Source organism: Blautia faecis (assembly GCF_020554845.1).
Taxonomy (GTDB): Bacteria; Bacillota; Clostridia; order Lachnospirales; family Lachnospiraceae; genus Blautia_A; species Blautia_A faecis.
This window is the reverse complement of record NZ_JAJCIA010000001.1, coordinates 1-15,003: the sequence shown is the minus strand read 5'-3', so window position 1 is coordinate 15,003 and position 15,003 is coordinate 1. Positions and strand designations below refer to the sequence as shown.

Here is a 15,003-nt window from a genome sequence, read left to right as displayed (position 1 = left end):
ATCTTATTTATATGGGTAATTACTCTTCGATCACCTTGTAGGTATCTTTGGCAATTTCGACCAGAATACCGCAATGCTTCAGATCCAGATATCCTGCTTCCATGCCTAACTCTTTCTCCATAGTCTGTAAAGATTCCTGCAAATACTGGTTGCACTTTTCCACTGGATCACTACCAATATCTAGTGTACATAACAGGATATCATTATTTGTCAGTCCTTTCTTCAGTGTAAACAGTACATCACCATTCTTTCTGAGTACCAGAATACCGCCTACCTGAAAATCTTGTTCCATAAGCATATCTCCGCTTGCCTGTTTAATATCTTCAGTTCGCATAAAGTATTTCTTTCCTTCAGATTTCGGCGCTACTAAGAAATTCTTAGTGCTATCCAGTCCCAGTGCCTCAAAAGTTACGTTCTCCATATTGTTTCTCTTCACTAATTTGTTACTCATAGTCGTATTCTCCTTTGATTTTGAAATTTTATATAATGCCTTTCGACTGTTACTTACTTCTGTCTTTGATTCCGTTTTATTCCGAAAAAACTAATCTGAAATCACCACTTCGAATCAGACTCATTAACTTTGCAACAAACTGATTAGATACCAGCTCTGTAATCTCTTCGCCGTATGTATTCAGTTCTCCAATATCGACAACTTGCAATTCCGAATATTTCTTCAAATCAGACTGCTCAATTGGTGTATGGAAACTGTGGGTTCCTAAATCATAGAACAGATAATATGAGGTATGCGGAACATTGACCACAACAAACTCTACATATTCGTGTAATTCCTTATCATAGTAACCACTACTTCTCAAATAATTACCGCTATCGTAAATCTCATAATATTCTGGCTCATAGTCGTATACACGCTCTTTGTGGTACTCTGTTGTTTCATGGATGCAATTTGGCTTCAGTAATGTAAGCATTTTATCTTTCTGGCTGTAGTATTCCTCTTTCTGCTGACGATAATTGTCTGCGTTACCGTAGTAATCGGTTCTATATTTGGAATACTTATGCTCATTGTCTCTACAGTTCTTTGCCCTTTTATTCACGCTATAAAGGCAATCGGCTAACATCTGTTTAGTGATAATTTTCTGCTTCAAATTCTGCGTGTATTCTTTAGGTGTCCTCATATCCGTATTCTCCTTCTCTTCTTTGATCTTCCAGGCAGCAGCTTTTATATCTACTGCCTGAATCCGATTATTTGTTTACTTCATACCCTCTGGCTGACTTTCCGGTTCGGTTGATCTTCAAAAGTTTGCTGTCGTCAAACCATGGAACTGTACCGCCTACGAATCTTGATTCTGGCATTCTATTTTCAGATTTTCCGACCAGATGAATTAAACCGTTAGCTTGTAACACAACTAAGTCATTATGCTGCTTCTCCATATCTCATTTATCCTCACCATTGATACATGACTTTTCTCTGACATAACATAAGATGTACTTAATCTTTACTGTCCTCTTCTCTTTTTCAGAAGTTCCAGCTTTGTCATTTTCTTCTTTGTAGGTTCTTCTTTCTGCTCTGTTATATCTATTTCCGGTAATTCCAGTGAACCAAGCTTTGCTCTGGTGCTTTTCTTATTTCTCATACGTTCCGCATTAGCTTTTACAGCCAATTCGCCAAGCTTCTTTACATGAGATACCGGATAATCCAAGCCACTTGCAGCAATGATTGTCTTCCTGCCATTGAACCCCTCAAATACATTATCTGGTTTCCCAACTTCTGCAATTACATCCTCAGAATCAATATCTGACTTGTCATTTTTGGAATGAATGATACCGATATTCTCACAGATGTAGTTATCCTCGATTGGTGCAAAGATTCCACTCTTAGTCAGCTTTTCAAGCTTGATCTTGCTATCTGTTCCATCTCCTGTTACGCTCAGGACCATTGCTCCGCTGTCTTTCAACATTTCCAGACGCTCTGATTCATCAAAATTGTTCTGTCTGCCGTAACTCTCATTTGAAAGAAATTCATCCAGCATACTTGCAAAATTCTTGTTGATATAATCGTAATTCTCGTTGCTGTCATTATTTAAGAAGAATGTTGCTCCCAAACCTTCTATTTCCTGAAGCTCCTGCACTGTCTCATAAGCGTTCTTATGTTTTGCCAAGGATTCTCCAGATGCAGGTAACGCAATCACCGGGCACACTGTCTTCACCGGATTACCATCTTCGTCTTTTTCTTCCAGGAGCATTTCTGCAACAATTGGCGCACAGCCTGATCCAGTAGAACCTCCTCCGGCAAAGAGAATAAACACAATGTCTTCTTTGATTCCTTCAACAAATTTGATGAAATCTTCGTTTCCAGCCAGACAATCCATAGCTCTTTCACGGTGTCCACCAAATCCATCAAAGCCTTGTAAGGTATATTTGTTTGGTACGTCTCCAAGCGCTTTGTGATCCTGTTCGCTACCATTTGCAGCAGCCCCTTTATAATGACGCAGTACAAATTCTTTGTAGATTTTTCCTCCGGTGCTTCCAATCCCTAACATGTAACAATTCTCTCTGATCTTCATTCTGCTTTATCCTCCTTGAATAATTTGCGACCATCATTTGTTAAATAATAGGTGTTTGCATGGTTGTCCATAACACCTTTTTCAAGATAGCCAAGCTTCACCAGCTTAGTTACCATGCGGTATACTGTCATTCGAACTCCAAGAACATTTCCTGTCTCTTCCATGATCTCTTCAATTGTCATACTATGAAATTGATCTGTCATATTGGAACCATGTAGTGTGTCCAGAATGAGGTAATCTGATCTGTTTAATTTATTTGTCATATATACAATCTATCCTTCCTATATCTTCATATTGACTTTTATGTATCTTGGCATTGCGTAAACATTACACCAACATATCACGACTCCAACTCTGTTATGTCTTTTATGTCCGCTACACGAATACCCTTGTCCAGGATGTAATAAGTATCGGCTTGCTCCGCCTGACAGCCCTTTGCGGTATATCCCATGTCACATAGTTTCTTCAAACGCTTGTAAGCAGTAACTCTGGAAAATAGTAACTCTGGTATAATCTCCTGTAGTGTCATGCTTTCCTGATAGTTCGTACACTTGTGTTCTTTCAGCACGTTCAGGATTTGAAAATCTGATCTCGATAGTTCCATAAAGTTCCTCCCTATTAAGTTTTTGTCTACCTTTATCTCAGCTGTAACCCACTGTGTAAAAAAATATGGTGATCTGGTTCATTCTCTACTTCCGATTTCTCAGGAATCTCATTCTGCAAAATGCACATTGATATTGTTTCCTAAAAAAGGGTGCAAAAAATAAAGCAGTCTCACTGAAAGAAATAAAAATAGTCCTGTGGGCTGTGGTAAAGATGCAGGTATAAAGTTGTCATGGTGCGATATTGATTGCGTTGCTTGATTGTGTTTCTTGATTATGTTTCTTCCTATCTAATATAGGTTTTTATGTATTGGGTAATATGACAGAATATCCGAACAAACGTTTCGGATTGTCACGAAATGAAAAATAGACTATACTTAACTTGTCGAAGGTTATGTATGGATTCTTCATTTATGATGATCTGTGCATATTATATGAAACGGTATTGGCGTATCGTTTCATGTGAAGATCAGTGCATTGGCGTGCATTGATCTTTTTTTGTTTCTATGGTTAGCATCATATCACGTACAAACTGATATGTCAATAGTATTTTGTACATTTTAGTAATTTTTATACTAATACACATTTAATTGACTTTCTTGTACTTCTATTGTAATATTAAATATTGAATGGAGGGATAACATGGCTACAGAAAAAATTACTATTACTGACCAGTTACGCAATAATATTATAGAAGAACGAAAAGAAATCGAATATACAGCTTCTGATCTCTCTGAAGAAAGTGGACATTCTAAGTATTGGCTTGCCAATATTGAAAGTGGTAAAACTAAAAAGATTAGCAAAGAGGATTTAATTTCTATTTACAAAATTCTGTTAGATGATGATGACGAGGAAAATATACTTGACTATGTGGAAAGAATTATCAATCAACCTATTGCTGGAAAAATAAAAAATTGGTATGAACTAATTGATATTGAAGATCAATATGAAGATATGTTGGACTTTTTATATCTGGAATCAGAATTAGATGACTTACTGAAGGATATACGAAATCGAATTACCCAACAATTTAATTGGGCAAATACACATCATCAACAGGCAATACTAACTTCTCTTTTGCATTTTCAGCGCTCTATCGTTGTCAATCCTGAACTTGCTTTTTCTACCTTATATTTGCCAACATATTGTACAAGTATTATGCACCCAGAAGAATTTAATTCTGTTCTCAGTGATTTACTCCAACTTGCTGCAAAATTCAACGATTTAGTAGTAAAAAATAACAGTCTTGAAACTGTTGCTGTTTATTTGGACGAAGAGAAAAAACAAATAGAAAGAAATAAAAAAACAGGAAAAATTGCTTTGGATAATTTAAAATCAATTTTAGGAGTTATCTCAAACTTAAAAGATATGCAAGATCCTAACTTAGAAAGTCTCCGCAATTTGTTTTATTCTTCTGTTGTCTATCTAATCAATGAAATTCAACCTCATACACTTGGTGATGGCATACCATACCTCCCAGAAATCAACACCGGAAGAGCTTTTAGCCATCTAATTACTATATGCTATTATTGGCTATCCGACAGACAAGAGGAATTAGCACTCCCTAATGTTGAGAAATATATTCCTAAAGATTTATACAATTCTGCTAAAGAAGTCTTAGAAAATGTCTCCAAAATAAACGATCCTGTTTAATATTTACATTTACCCACTATGGGCTACCGATCATCCCGGCAGCCCTCTTTTTATGCTCAATCCCTATTCTCAAAAATCTCTGCCAGCGTCAGACTGATATTCGGAAATTCCCTCAATGTAATCACCTGATCTGCATTGTAATAATCTTCTTCCGAATCATCCTGAAGAATATAACAATCTTGTAACACATACCGTCCTGCTACCAGATAATAAATCTCAACAGACCGTTCCATTGATGATATAATCCAATATTCTTGAACATCTGCTTCCTGATAAATCTTCAGCTTGTCCTTCCGATCGTGTAGAACTGTAGCCGGACTTACAATCTCCACAACAAACTTTGGGATTCCACAATAATATGTGTCTCTAAGGTTTTTACGGTCATGTACCACAAGCACATCAGGGACAACATAATCATCATTTACGGCTGGATGATATCGGTAATCCAAATTGCCAGTAAAGACCAAGCTTCCTTTTGAAAGTCCATAGTGTATTATTGTGCTAATGTTCCCGGCTACAATACCATGTTGGTATGCTTCAGATTTTGGAATTGTGTAAGTCACACCATTTATCTTCTCTTCTTTGATGTTGCTGTCGCAGTAAGATTTCTGTTTAGCTTTTGCTTTCTCCATAATATTCTCCACATTGTCTTGTAGAAATTCCTCAAATCTTCTGATCTCCTCAGAAGAATATCCTACAACAGAAATCCACGTATTCCCTGGAATCTCACACCTAGCAGAGTCAAATCCTGTTTCTGTCGGACGTTCAAAATTAACAATTACTTTCTGTTTTCCAGATTCAGTTACAATCTGCGAATGTACAATCTCTGTTTCATCTGGCAATGTAATATATGGGTACATCATACAAACCAACTCCCTTATATATCCATTTCCGCAAAATCAATTACCAGATTATCATAAATACCTACTGGTACTTTATCTGCCATGGTATAGGTTTCCATTTCGTTCTGCTCGAAGTTATATACCATTACCATGTCTTTTGCATAGTCCACAATCCAATACTCACGGACTCCTGCTGTACGATATTTAAACAATTTAATCATGTAGTCCATACGGCGGCTTCCTGGTGAAACTATCTCAATGATCCAATCGGGCGCACCCTCACAGCCACGATCTGATAATTTGTTACGGTCACAGATTACCGAAATATCAGGCTCAATATAAACAGAATCATCATCATTAAGTAATACTGCAAATGGAGCATGATATACCTTACATTGTCCACCATTTCTCTTGATATAATCATGGATAGTTGCATACAGTTCACCTGATATATCCTGATGTTTACGGCTTGGAGCTGCCTGATAATAAATCTGACCGTCAATCAGTTCTGCATGTTCATTCTCTGGCAATGCCATGATATCCTCTATAGTATACTTTTTATTTTCCTTTAAAGCTGGCATTTACAGTCACCTTCCTTTTTGTCCTCCAACATTTATTTTAATCTACTCCCATTATAGCTGTTTTCCATTGTATTATCAATGAATTTCGCCCAGGCAGCAGTGGATCAGTATGGAATACAGCTGTAGCCGTTCCGCTCTAAATCTTGTCTTACTTCCCTTATCAGCCTTTTGGTTATCATAATATTCTGCTTATGCTTGATCTCTACATGATATCCAGTCAGGGTTGATATGTACTTGTAATGGCTACCGCCACTGCCTTTTTTATTATCTGGAATATAATGGTTTGCTTCCAGACAGGCAATAAACCGGACTTCATCTCGTCTATCAAGTTTTCCGCTCATTGTGCTTCTGCTCCTTTATTATGTCCTGCTACCTGTCTGTTAGTTCAATAGGGGAGTCGATAATTTCTACTCCCCTGTGCAATCCTACTTCACAAACTGAAGCATGTATTCCTTGAACTCTTCGTAGTCCATAAATCCTGCTACCTCTGCATTCTCATAGATTCTCTTCAGTAAGCTTTCGCATTCGTCCTGATCTTTCCCGATTCTATACTCATACGCCCAGGTTGTGAAGAAGCACTTCAGTCTCTCAGGTACAAGCTCATCTTTCCATTTATTGTATTCTATATAATCTAAAATCTCTCTCGTCCACATTGTCTTGTCCTCCTACCGTGCCATACTCTTAATTAATTTATTCGCCAGTTTCCATTTAAGTTTCTTGCCATACTTTCTCTGCATCTGATACAGATAGATTTCGTTGATCCGATCAAAGAATGTGTCCGGGAGCATCTTGTCTTTGAAGGTGTTGCATGTTCGACATGTGCACTGAAGATTTTCCACTGAATCTGATCCACCCAATGACGTAGGTCTGATATGGTCTATAGTCATATCTTCATATTTGATTTTTCTTCCGCATAATACACAACGTCCGTCTGCCTGATTGTAAATCATCATTCTTGTGGTCTTTGGGAAACACTTTTTCTTCTTTCGTCTGTAACAGATACGCTGTGTTTCCGTGTCATAGGCATAAAAGCCCTTGGTTGCCTTGACGTTTTCCCTTATGAAAATACTGCATCCCTTGAATGTAAATGTCTTTGCTTTACTTATATCTGTTGTCTTCTGGATCTGGTGCTCTTCGTCTAAATATATGTACTCTGTTCCATTTGTAATAACTATCATTTGTCTGCTCCCCCTTCAACAATTGCTTCTGCTCGTTCCTTTAATATCTGTAAATCTTCAGGCTTAACCAATTCTGCCATCATATCCCAGAAATAGTTGACTGTACCAGTTCCCTTGTGGAATGCCACTGCATAATCAAGCATTTCCCATATCTCTTCTTTTGTGAGTGGTTCTGTTGCGTCTGCCTCTGCAATATGGTAATAGAATCTTTCATCAGGACACATCCAGATTCCAAGAATCAATCCGTCCTGAAATACACAATGTAATCTTCTCATTTTGCCTTATTACCTCCAACTTCCCTTGATTAACTGATAAATCATTCCTAGCGCAATCGGCGCAGCCATCAAATACATATTGTAATATTCTGAATCGCCGGTTACTTTGCAGATAACCCACGGAAACAGTGCAATAAAAACAATAGCTATGATCTGCTTCAGAAATGAGATCAACAATTCCCTTAATAGCTGACGTTTACGTTGTCTGCTTACAATCTGCTTTACTTTCTGTTTACGCTGTCTCTCTTGCTCATGCTTCTTATTTGACAGAAGATAATTTGCAACAAGCTCAACAACTTCATCTTCTCTGTATAACCGGATTACTTCGGGTTCTCTTACCGCTTCCATCTTTAATTCCCTCCTACTTATGTATTAGCCGACTACCTCCCACCTTATGTAGATGGGAACGCTTTGAGCCTAAAGTCCTATTTATAGTCGCTCAAACGACTGTTCTATTTTCTGTATTCTGGCTTAATAAGCTTAGAATCATCAAACCATTTAACAGATCCACCCTTAAACTGTGTCTCAGGCTGGAAGATCACACCATGGCTTATCTTCTTTACCTGTCCTGACTCTGTTTTTACTGCAATATTTACATTCTGCGTCATATCTACCACCTCGCTATTAAAATAATTTTCCTGTTGCTACCGCCATAGCTATGTAAAAGCCATCTGCAAAAGTGTTCTTCTCTGTCCGATTTACAAGATCTTCAAGCTCATGTTCAATGCGGTATTTCTGCTCTCTGGAAGCTCCGGTTAGCTCACATATGTATTGCACAACATCATCCAAATTATGACTGTAATCATTGTGATCTGGCGTGATTTCTTTGCATCTATCATCACACCATGCGTCAAACATGGATTCCATTACTTTATTTCCTAAGTCTGTCATTGCTCTGCCCCCCTTTCTAAAACCAGAAGTCCATCAAGAAATCAAAATCTCCATCCCACATTTCCTGCGGTTCTTGCTTAGGCTCTGACTTTCCACCCAACAATAGATTTTTTCCGCTCGCTACTGTTTTTTCTCCAAGTGCTTTTAATTCTTCATCAGATAAACCGTATTCCTTCATATATTATTGTCCCCCTGTTCTGGTAATGGGTGCAATAAGCTCAAGGCTGTAAGCACACCCTCTTTAAAAGCCTCATACTGGATTACTTCTGAATAATCCACAATGGCTGCGTACAACGGATCATGTTCTGCTTGACCTTTAGCAGCTTCATTGATTACTTCAAAAGCTGACTTCTCTGCTGGTGTGGTTGTATGTACGTTTATCCAGTGTTCATACAAGGTCTTTATTGCGTCCTTCATGTGCTACACCTCCCAAGTCGTAACATGATATCCAGCTTTTCTCATACTCTCAGTGAACTTATCACGCTCTGTGGCTGTGTCAAAAGATCTGGTATATTCACAACCAGGCTTACTAAATGATACTCTGTACATGGGCTACACCTTTCTCCCCGATAAGCCGATAGGACAGCTATTTAATACTAGATTGTCAACATCAGCTTCAAATACTGATACACAAGTTTTCGCGCTTCAAAGTCAATCTTTGCAATACGATCCAGAAGCTCAACCGGCTCTTCGTCACTAAAGGCGATTGCTAACTTATCCGGTAAAGGTATATTATGGATTGCTCGCTGTACTACTGGCTCAACCATCTGGTGTATAGTCTCCTTCAGTAATGCCACAAAGTCCTGTTTGGATAAGTCTGCATCCATGTAAATAGGCTCAATATAATCGTGATACTCTGTGAATGTGATATAGTTTTCTCCGTATTCGGAAATGTCAATAAACTCGCAATACATCATTGTTGTTTTCCTCCTGTGATTTTATATTGTCGGGACTGCCCGATTGACAGCCTCTTGTTCTACTATTAAATTGTTTCAAACACTCCCGATTTCAACATATCTGTAAACCAACAGTCAAAATCTGGATATTCTTTTTTGTCTGCAAGATCTCTGTACACTTCGTGAAGTTGATTAATTGTAAAACTTCTGCCTTTTAATGGCTCCTCGTAGCTGATATATCTTGTTTCTTTCATGTTGTTGTTCCTCCTTCTGTCTGACTACCTGACCGCCATTTCTGACGGTCAACGCTCACAGCCTGAAGCCCTGTTTATAGTGGCTGTGACCACTTATCTGACGTATAGTCTTCTGTACTGGCTTACTCTCTGGTAATCTGCAAGACTTCCGAGGTCTGCTTCAAGCTGTTTACTGTCCAGTGTTCGGCGCTCGCAAGTTGAAACTTTTATAGTGAAATCTTTACCGGATTCTGAAAGTTTGTTGTTATTGTCTAAGTAAGAAATCATCTCACGCTCTGCGTCTTTTAACTGTGCGTCAAGCTCTTCTTTCATTGCTTTAAGTGATCTGTAATCAGCTACGACTTTTTCTAATTCGTTCATTGTTGTACACATATGTTTTTCCTCCATGTCCTTTTATTCTTATTGGAAGAACTCAGCTCCGGTGAGCTTTAAACCAATCTCGACTGCTAGGCATCTTTGCTTATCTCTTTTCGGTATTATGTAGGTGTCTCCGGTGTGCTTGTGCTACTTCGTTTTCACCCTTCGCCGTTGTTCTTCGTTTGTGTGTTGCTGTTTTGTTTATGGCTCTAGTATATATTGGTACCACTATATTTTCAAGACGTAATGTTTCACAAAATATATTAGTACCAATAGTTGTGTTTTTGTATATATGTACCAATATATCTTTTTTTAGTTCCTGTTGACTGCTTTTTATATTAGTGCTAATATATATGTAGATTAAGAAAGAAGGTGTATATATGACAGTTTCTGAAGCCCAGAAAAAAGCAAGTAAAAAATATTTTGATACTAATTACAAACAGGTAAAGTTATCCATGCCAAATACTGAAGCTGAAGCTTTAGAAAATCACCTGAAAGAATTTCATTATGATAGTAAAGCCGGATTTATTCGTACAGCTATAAAGGAAAAAATGGATCGCGACCTGAACAATCAGTAATTTAAAAATTGGGCTATGCCCTTTTTTTATGCAGTTTAATATATTGGTACTATTATACATTTTGTCTAATTTTGTTATTTACATTTTGGATAAAATGCGGATTGAAATTATATTGGTACTAATATATAATTGATCTCAACAAAGGAACTACAGCACCACACAATAGGAGGTCAAGCATATGGCAAGCTTAAACGTATACGAAATGGTAACAGAAAGAATCATTAAACAGTTAGAACAGGGAACAATTCCATGGCAAAAGCCTTGGACTGGTGTTCGGTCTGGTGCATTCAACAGAGTTAGCAAAAAGCCTTACAGCCTTATAAATCAAGCTATATTGGAAAAATCCGGAGAGTACGCCACTTTTCATCAATGGAAAAATTTAGGCGGTCACATCAAAAAAGGTGCTAAATCTGAAATAGTAGTCTTCTGGAAGATCATTGATGTAGAAGAGAAAAACGATAAAGGCGAGATTGAAAAGAAGAAGCTCCCACTTCTCAGATATTACAATGTATTCCACATCTCACAAGTTGAAGGCGTTGAGCCACTGAAAGAAAAGCTCAATACAGAGATTGAACCTATAGAGGAAGCAGACAGAATTATAAAAAATTATGTGGATCGGGAGCATATCACATTCAAAGAGTGTATAAGTGATAAAGCCTTTTATAGACCTATGACCGATACAGTAGTTGTACCACTTAAGGAACAATACAAGAACATTAATTCATTCTATCAGGTAGCATTCCATGAAATTACACATTCAACAGGCGCTCAGAAAAGACTTGATAGAGATATAAAAGAACTCGCTCCATTTGGTTCTGAAATCTACAGCAAAGAAGAATTAGTTGCAGAGCTTGGAAGTGCATTCCTTATAAATCATCTGGGAATTGAAACAAAAGGAACATTTCAAAATAGTGCTTCATACATTGAAAGTTGGCTTCAGGTTCTCAGGAACGATAACAAGTTTATCGTATCTGCAAGTAGTAAAGCAGAAAAAGCAGTCAATTACATATTAGGCATAGAGTAATAAAGAGGCGGTTGCAATATACCGCTTCTTTTTTTGCGTTATGGCTTCCGGTGTTGCTTCCGGTTGTGTTGGCTATGGTTCATTTCTGGTCTGTTATGCTTGCGCTGTGTCGGATCAGAAGAAAATGATTGTGGTATCTGCTGTGAATGTGGTGTAGTGCTATGGTATATACTGTTGATATAATGCAGACCATAACAAGAGATATACAATACAATGACACGGTGTTATCTATAATGATCCATGAGTTATACAGTCCATAGGCTTATATTGTCCTATGGGCTTTTTATTGTGTCGGGCTGTGATCTGGTGTGTGGTGTTCTGTGTACCTGGCGTGGGCTGTGTCTGATAATGTGATCTGACAGAACGAATTGTTATATCAGGTTGTCTGGTACTCACTGAGAAAATCCTAGTGAATGAAAAAGGGGCTGTGGTGCGATATGATGATTTGATATGTGGTATTCTGCTAAGAGTGGGATCTTGTTTGATTGTAGAGCTTATTACTGAGTAGTGCAGAATGTTATACCAGATTGACACAGATTCCTAAAATGGGAATGTGGTTGTGTAATAATCGGGCTGTGTGGGTGTGTTGGGCTGTGATTGTTTGGGTGGATTGATTTACTATGTGAAAATCTGGGACTTGTACTGTGATCCGCTCTGACATGATAACGTTATATGGTTCTTGTCTGCTGTGGGATGTATGGTTATCTGGTTTGTGGTGATCTGGGCTGATATTGTACAGTCTGGGTTATATCTGGGTAAGCTGTGGGAATGTCTTTTTCTATGTCTGCCAGTCCTGAAGCTATGCAGAACACTTTTTCCTGATATATGTTGTTGGTCGTGTATGGTTCTTTGATTGTGTGGTTATTGGGCTTGTGTGCGTTGCTGCCGATATATCATAGTATTTTAGTATGGTATAGGTAGGGTGGGGGTACTTTTAATCTTTGCGCCGTTTCGGTTTTGTCTGAAGGGGTGAATGTGGTTTAATTGCACACTGACTGGAAAAATAGCCCGATACGATATAACGGACTAGGAACGTCATTTCTTATATTGATTCTTAGAACTGTATGTGCTATTCTTATAAAGGAATGAAAGAATAAATCCAAACGGAACACCTCCTTTCCGTACCGGTATAGGAGTAACAACACGGATTTCCCCAGATATAGGCAGTCTGGGGATTTCTTTATGCACAAAAATAGCAGCAGAATCCGAAGCAGATAAAAGTCGAATTTTATGGTGATTCTGGAAGCGAAAAAATAGGGATGCAGCCTCGGTGTGAGGTTACATCCCTTTTAGATATAAACAATCTCTTATAGAATATAATTAATATTTTTAGTCATACTTATTATCTATATCATAATCCAAATCATCATCATCTAAATCGTCATCATCCTGAATTGCATCATAATACCAGAAATACTCATCCAATTTTGTTGTTTTATTTGGATTAATTACTATTTCAGGATAAATGTTATATACATAACCGCTTACATATTCGCGTAAATAATTAATGTTTTGTTTAGATAAACATTCTTCAAAAAAACTGTCGAATAGATCTGGATCTTCAGTATCATTATTTCCATCATAATAATCTGACTTAATTAAGCATACATATTTACCAGGATTAATATTTTTTATTGTATAAGTTCCTGCTACATATACATCTCCTGCATATATGTTATATTTATTATATTCTCCTAAATCTGCAACAGCCCAATCCCATGTATCAGTCAAATACAATTCTTTAGCAGAACCATTAAGTGGTATTAAAATTACCTCAGCCTGATAGTCAGGTTTTCTTTTGACATTTTCTATTCTTCCAGTTAATTCTCCCAAATTTATATTTACAGTTGGATTGCTTTTTACTGTAATTGTACAACAATATACCTTTCCCCCAATTTTAGCAGAAATTGTTGCCTTTCCTGCCTTTTTACCTAATACTACGCCACTATTAGAAACTGTTACAATATTTTGATTATTACTTGACCAACTTATCTTTTGTCTAGTTCCTGTCAATTGCAGCTGGTATGTCTTACCCACATTTATTGTAACAGACTTTTTATTGAGCTTTGGCGTTTCAACAGTGACTTTGCAAGTGTACTTTTTACTTCCAACCTTTGCAGTAATCACTGTTATACCTTTTTTCTTGCCAACAACCACACCCTTAGAAGATACAGTTGCCACAGATTTTTTACTACTGCTCCATTTTGCTTTTTTCTTTGTCCCTTTTAATTTCAAAGTCTTTTTCTGACCTTTTACCATTATCAAAGACTTGGAACTAATTTTTACTGCAGCCTGTACTGTTTGCATTGTTCCTAACTGTGTTGCTACTTCTGGTGATAATAAAGTCAATGAGAATACTGCGATCATTACCACCAAAAACTTCTTCAGAAATCCTTGCTTCTTTTCCATGCGTTTTTCCTCCATACATTACTTAACTTTTACTTTGCACTTCTTGGTTATTTTACCAGACTTGATTGTAATTGTTGCAGTACCTTTTTTCTTGCCTTTTATAACACCTTTTTTCGAAACAGTAGCAATCTTCTTGTTTGAAGATTTATAGGTAACTTTATCTGCTTTTTCTGTGTAACTCAGCTTCGGCTTCAAAGTATAACGCTTGCCCTTCTTAATAGAAACAGAAGACTTAATGCCCTTTATAGCTGTTGTTCCTGGAACAGTAATTGTATAGACAATACTCTCAGAACCAGACTTAACAGTAATCTTAGCTATACCTGCCGCTGCTGCTTTTACTTTACCTTTTTTGTCAACTGTAGCAACTTTTTTATTGGATGAAGAATATTTAACATTTTTCCAAGAAGAATCTGGTTTCAATATGGTAGTTTTGCCCTTGGTTATTGTCACGGTAGATGGATTTATTGGATCTACTGTTGGCGTTGGCGCTGGGCTTAATTTAGGAATCATTTCATCATCATGCATTCCACATACTTTACATACACGTTGACGTACTACTTCTTTAGATGATGTAGATTCATCAATAACTTTCCATTCGCCCCAACTATGTCCTGTTGCTGAGATAACCTCTTGTGCTTTTATTACTTCCCCACAAACTGAACAATGGCTTCCTTCTGTTTTACCTGCCTCTTCACAAGTTACTTCTACTGCTGGATCTATTACAATAGTATGTCCAAGAGCTTTTATTTCTTCCGTTCTTGTTGTCCCACACTTTGCACATGTATATGTTGTTATTCCATTTTCAACACAAGTAGCAGTTTTGGTTACTTTACCGCCATCCCAACTATGCTTACCTGTAGCTGGAATTATACTTTGTGGAACAATAACTTCCCCACAAACTGAACAATGGCTTCCTTCTGTTTTACCTGCCTCTTCACAAG

General features: G+C 37.4%; 24 protein-coding genes. 3 read left to right on the top strand and 21 right to left on the bottom strand.

Features of this window, described 5'->3' with window-relative positions; all coding sequences use genetic code 11:
* Positions 1-19: 19 nt before the first annotated feature.
* The 5 genes from LIZ66_RS00120 to LIZ66_RS00100 all read right to left on the bottom strand — a co-directional run bounded on the left by LIZ66_RS00120 (position 20) and on the right by LIZ66_RS00100 (position 3,126).
* On the bottom strand, positions 20-451 hold the full coding sequence (locus tag LIZ66_RS00120; RefSeq protein ID WP_227199923.1) for a hypothetical protein: 432 nt from the start codon (positions 449-451) through the stop codon (positions 20-22).
* Between the two features lie 76 nt (positions 452-527).
* Positions 528-1,133, bottom strand: a complete 606-nt coding sequence (locus LIZ66_RS00115) for a hypothetical protein (RefSeq protein ID WP_227199921.1) — start codon at positions 1,131-1,133, stop codon at positions 528-530.
* A gap of 321 nt (positions 1,134-1,454) precedes the next feature.
* Positions 1,455-2,522, bottom strand: a complete 1,068-nt coding sequence (locus LIZ66_RS00110) for an FtsZ/tubulin family protein (RefSeq protein ID WP_195409650.1) — start codon at positions 2,520-2,522, stop codon at positions 1,455-1,457.
* On the bottom strand, positions 2,519-2,785 hold the full coding sequence (locus LIZ66_RS00105; RefSeq protein ID WP_148462949.1) for an IclR family transcriptional regulator: 267 nt from the start codon (positions 2,783-2,785) through the stop codon (positions 2,519-2,521). The genes LIZ66_RS00110 and LIZ66_RS00105 overlap by 4 nt, the downstream gene beginning before the upstream one ends.
* Before the next feature lie 77 nt (positions 2,786-2,862).
* Positions 2,863-3,126 (bottom strand): hypothetical protein, encoded by a 264-nt coding sequence (locus tag LIZ66_RS00100; RefSeq protein WP_227199919.1) that lies wholly within the window; start codon positions 3,124-3,126, stop codon positions 2,863-2,865.
* A gap of 640 nt (positions 3,127-3,766) precedes the next feature.
* Between LIZ66_RS00100 and LIZ66_RS00095 the strand changes: the two genes are divergently transcribed.
* A complete protein-coding gene (locus LIZ66_RS00095; protein ID WP_148462947.1) occupies positions 3,767-4,777 on the top strand; it encodes a helix-turn-helix domain-containing protein in 1,011 nt (336 codons plus the stop codon).
* A 56-nt stretch (positions 4,778-4,833) separates the two neighbouring features.
* Here the strand turns inward: LIZ66_RS00095 and LIZ66_RS00090 are convergent, their stop codons facing one another.
* From LIZ66_RS00090 to LIZ66_RS00025, 14 genes are all read right to left on the bottom strand, one after another.
* Complete coding sequence (locus LIZ66_RS00090; RefSeq protein WP_306797028.1) at positions 4,834-5,640, bottom strand: Uma2 family endonuclease; 807 nt, start codon at positions 5,638-5,640, stop codon at positions 4,834-4,836.
* Between the two features lie 14 nt (positions 5,641-5,654).
* A complete protein-coding gene (locus LIZ66_RS00085; protein ID WP_148462946.1) occupies positions 5,655-6,200 on the bottom strand; it encodes a Uma2 family endonuclease in 546 nt (181 codons plus the stop codon).
* 104 nt (positions 6,201-6,304) lie between these two features.
* Positions 6,305-6,541 (bottom strand): hypothetical protein, encoded by a 237-nt coding sequence (locus LIZ66_RS00080; protein WP_148462945.1) that lies wholly within the window; start codon positions 6,539-6,541, stop codon positions 6,305-6,307.
* Positions 6,542-6,625: 84 nt separating this feature from the next.
* The gene (locus tag LIZ66_RS00075) at positions 6,626-6,853 is read right to left on the bottom strand and encodes a hypothetical protein (protein ID WP_148462944.1); all 228 of its coding nucleotides are present in this window, start codon (positions 6,851-6,853) and stop codon (positions 6,626-6,628) included.
* Positions 6,854-6,865: 12 nt separating this feature from the next.
* Positions 6,866-7,378, bottom strand: coding sequence for an HNH endonuclease (locus tag LIZ66_RS00070; protein WP_227199917.1), 513 nt, complete (start codon positions 7,376-7,378; stop codon positions 6,866-6,868).
* Positions 7,375-7,653: a hypothetical protein gene (locus LIZ66_RS00065; protein WP_148462943.1), complete on the bottom strand. Its 279-nt coding sequence runs from the start codon at positions 7,651-7,653 to the stop codon at positions 7,375-7,377. The genes LIZ66_RS00070 and LIZ66_RS00065 overlap by 4 nt, the downstream gene beginning before the upstream one ends.
* A gap of 9 nt (positions 7,654-7,662) precedes the next feature.
* Positions 7,663-8,001, bottom strand: coding sequence for a hypothetical protein (locus LIZ66_RS00060; RefSeq protein ID WP_148462942.1), 339 nt, complete (start codon positions 7,999-8,001; stop codon positions 7,663-7,665).
* A 104-nt stretch (positions 8,002-8,105) separates the two neighbouring features.
* Positions 8,106-8,261 carry a hypothetical protein gene (locus tag LIZ66_RS00055; protein WP_173770040.1) on the bottom strand — a complete coding sequence of 52 codons (156 nt, stop codon included), beginning with the start codon at positions 8,259-8,261 and terminating at the stop codon, positions 8,106-8,108.
* Between the two features lie 16 nt (positions 8,262-8,277).
* A complete protein-coding gene (locus tag LIZ66_RS00050) occupies positions 8,278-8,544 on the bottom strand; it encodes a hypothetical protein (RefSeq protein WP_173770041.1) in 267 nt (88 codons plus the stop codon).
* Positions 8,545-8,560: 16 nt separating this feature from the next.
* The gene (locus LIZ66_RS00045; RefSeq protein WP_173770042.1) at positions 8,561-8,722 is read right to left on the bottom strand and encodes a hypothetical protein; all 162 of its coding nucleotides are present in this window, start codon (positions 8,720-8,722) and stop codon (positions 8,561-8,563) included.
* Positions 8,719-8,961 (bottom strand): hypothetical protein, encoded by a 243-nt coding sequence (locus LIZ66_RS00040; protein WP_173770043.1) that lies wholly within the window; start codon positions 8,959-8,961, stop codon positions 8,719-8,721. The genes LIZ66_RS00045 and LIZ66_RS00040 overlap by 4 nt, the downstream gene beginning before the upstream one ends.
* 179 nt (positions 8,962-9,140) lie before the next feature.
* Positions 9,141-9,461 carry a hypothetical protein gene (locus tag LIZ66_RS00035; RefSeq protein ID WP_173770044.1) on the bottom strand — a complete coding sequence of 107 codons (321 nt, stop codon included), beginning with the start codon at positions 9,459-9,461 and terminating at the stop codon, positions 9,141-9,143.
* 65 nt (positions 9,462-9,526) lie between these two features.
* Positions 9,527-9,694 (bottom strand): hypothetical protein, encoded by a 168-nt coding sequence (locus tag LIZ66_RS00030; RefSeq protein WP_173770045.1) that lies wholly within the window; start codon positions 9,692-9,694, stop codon positions 9,527-9,529.
* A gap of 93 nt (positions 9,695-9,787) precedes the next feature.
* On the bottom strand, positions 9,788-10,066 hold the full coding sequence (locus tag LIZ66_RS00025) for a hypothetical protein (protein ID WP_148462937.1): 279 nt from the start codon (positions 10,064-10,066) through the stop codon (positions 9,788-9,790).
* 365 nt (positions 10,067-10,431) lie between these two features.
* Here LIZ66_RS00025 and LIZ66_RS00020 point away from each other — a divergent pair, with 365 nt between their 5' ends.
* Together LIZ66_RS00020 and LIZ66_RS00015 are read left to right on the top strand one after the other, a co-directional pair.
* On the top strand, positions 10,432-10,629 hold the full coding sequence (locus tag LIZ66_RS00020; RefSeq protein ID WP_227199915.1) for a ribbon-helix-helix domain-containing protein: 198 nt from the start codon (positions 10,432-10,434) through the stop codon (positions 10,627-10,629).
* Between the two features lie 178 nt (positions 10,630-10,807).
* A complete protein-coding gene (locus LIZ66_RS00015) occupies positions 10,808-11,653 on the top strand; it encodes an ArdC family protein (RefSeq protein ID WP_173770046.1) in 846 nt (281 codons plus the stop codon).
* 1,329 nt (positions 11,654-12,982) lie between these two features.
* On the opposite strand, the gene LIZ66_RS00010 is transcribed toward LIZ66_RS00015, so the two are convergent.
* Both LIZ66_RS00010 and LIZ66_RS00005 read right to left on the bottom strand, forming a co-directional pair.
* Positions 12,983-14,062 (bottom strand): Ig-like domain-containing protein, encoded by a 1,080-nt coding sequence (locus LIZ66_RS00010; protein ID WP_173770047.1) that lies wholly within the window; start codon positions 14,060-14,062, stop codon positions 12,983-12,985.
* 18 nt (positions 14,063-14,080) lie between these two features.
* Positions 14,081-15,003, bottom strand: a 923-nt coding sequence (locus tag LIZ66_RS00005) for an Ig-like domain-containing protein (protein WP_227199913.1), incomplete at its 5' end; no start/stop codon positions are given.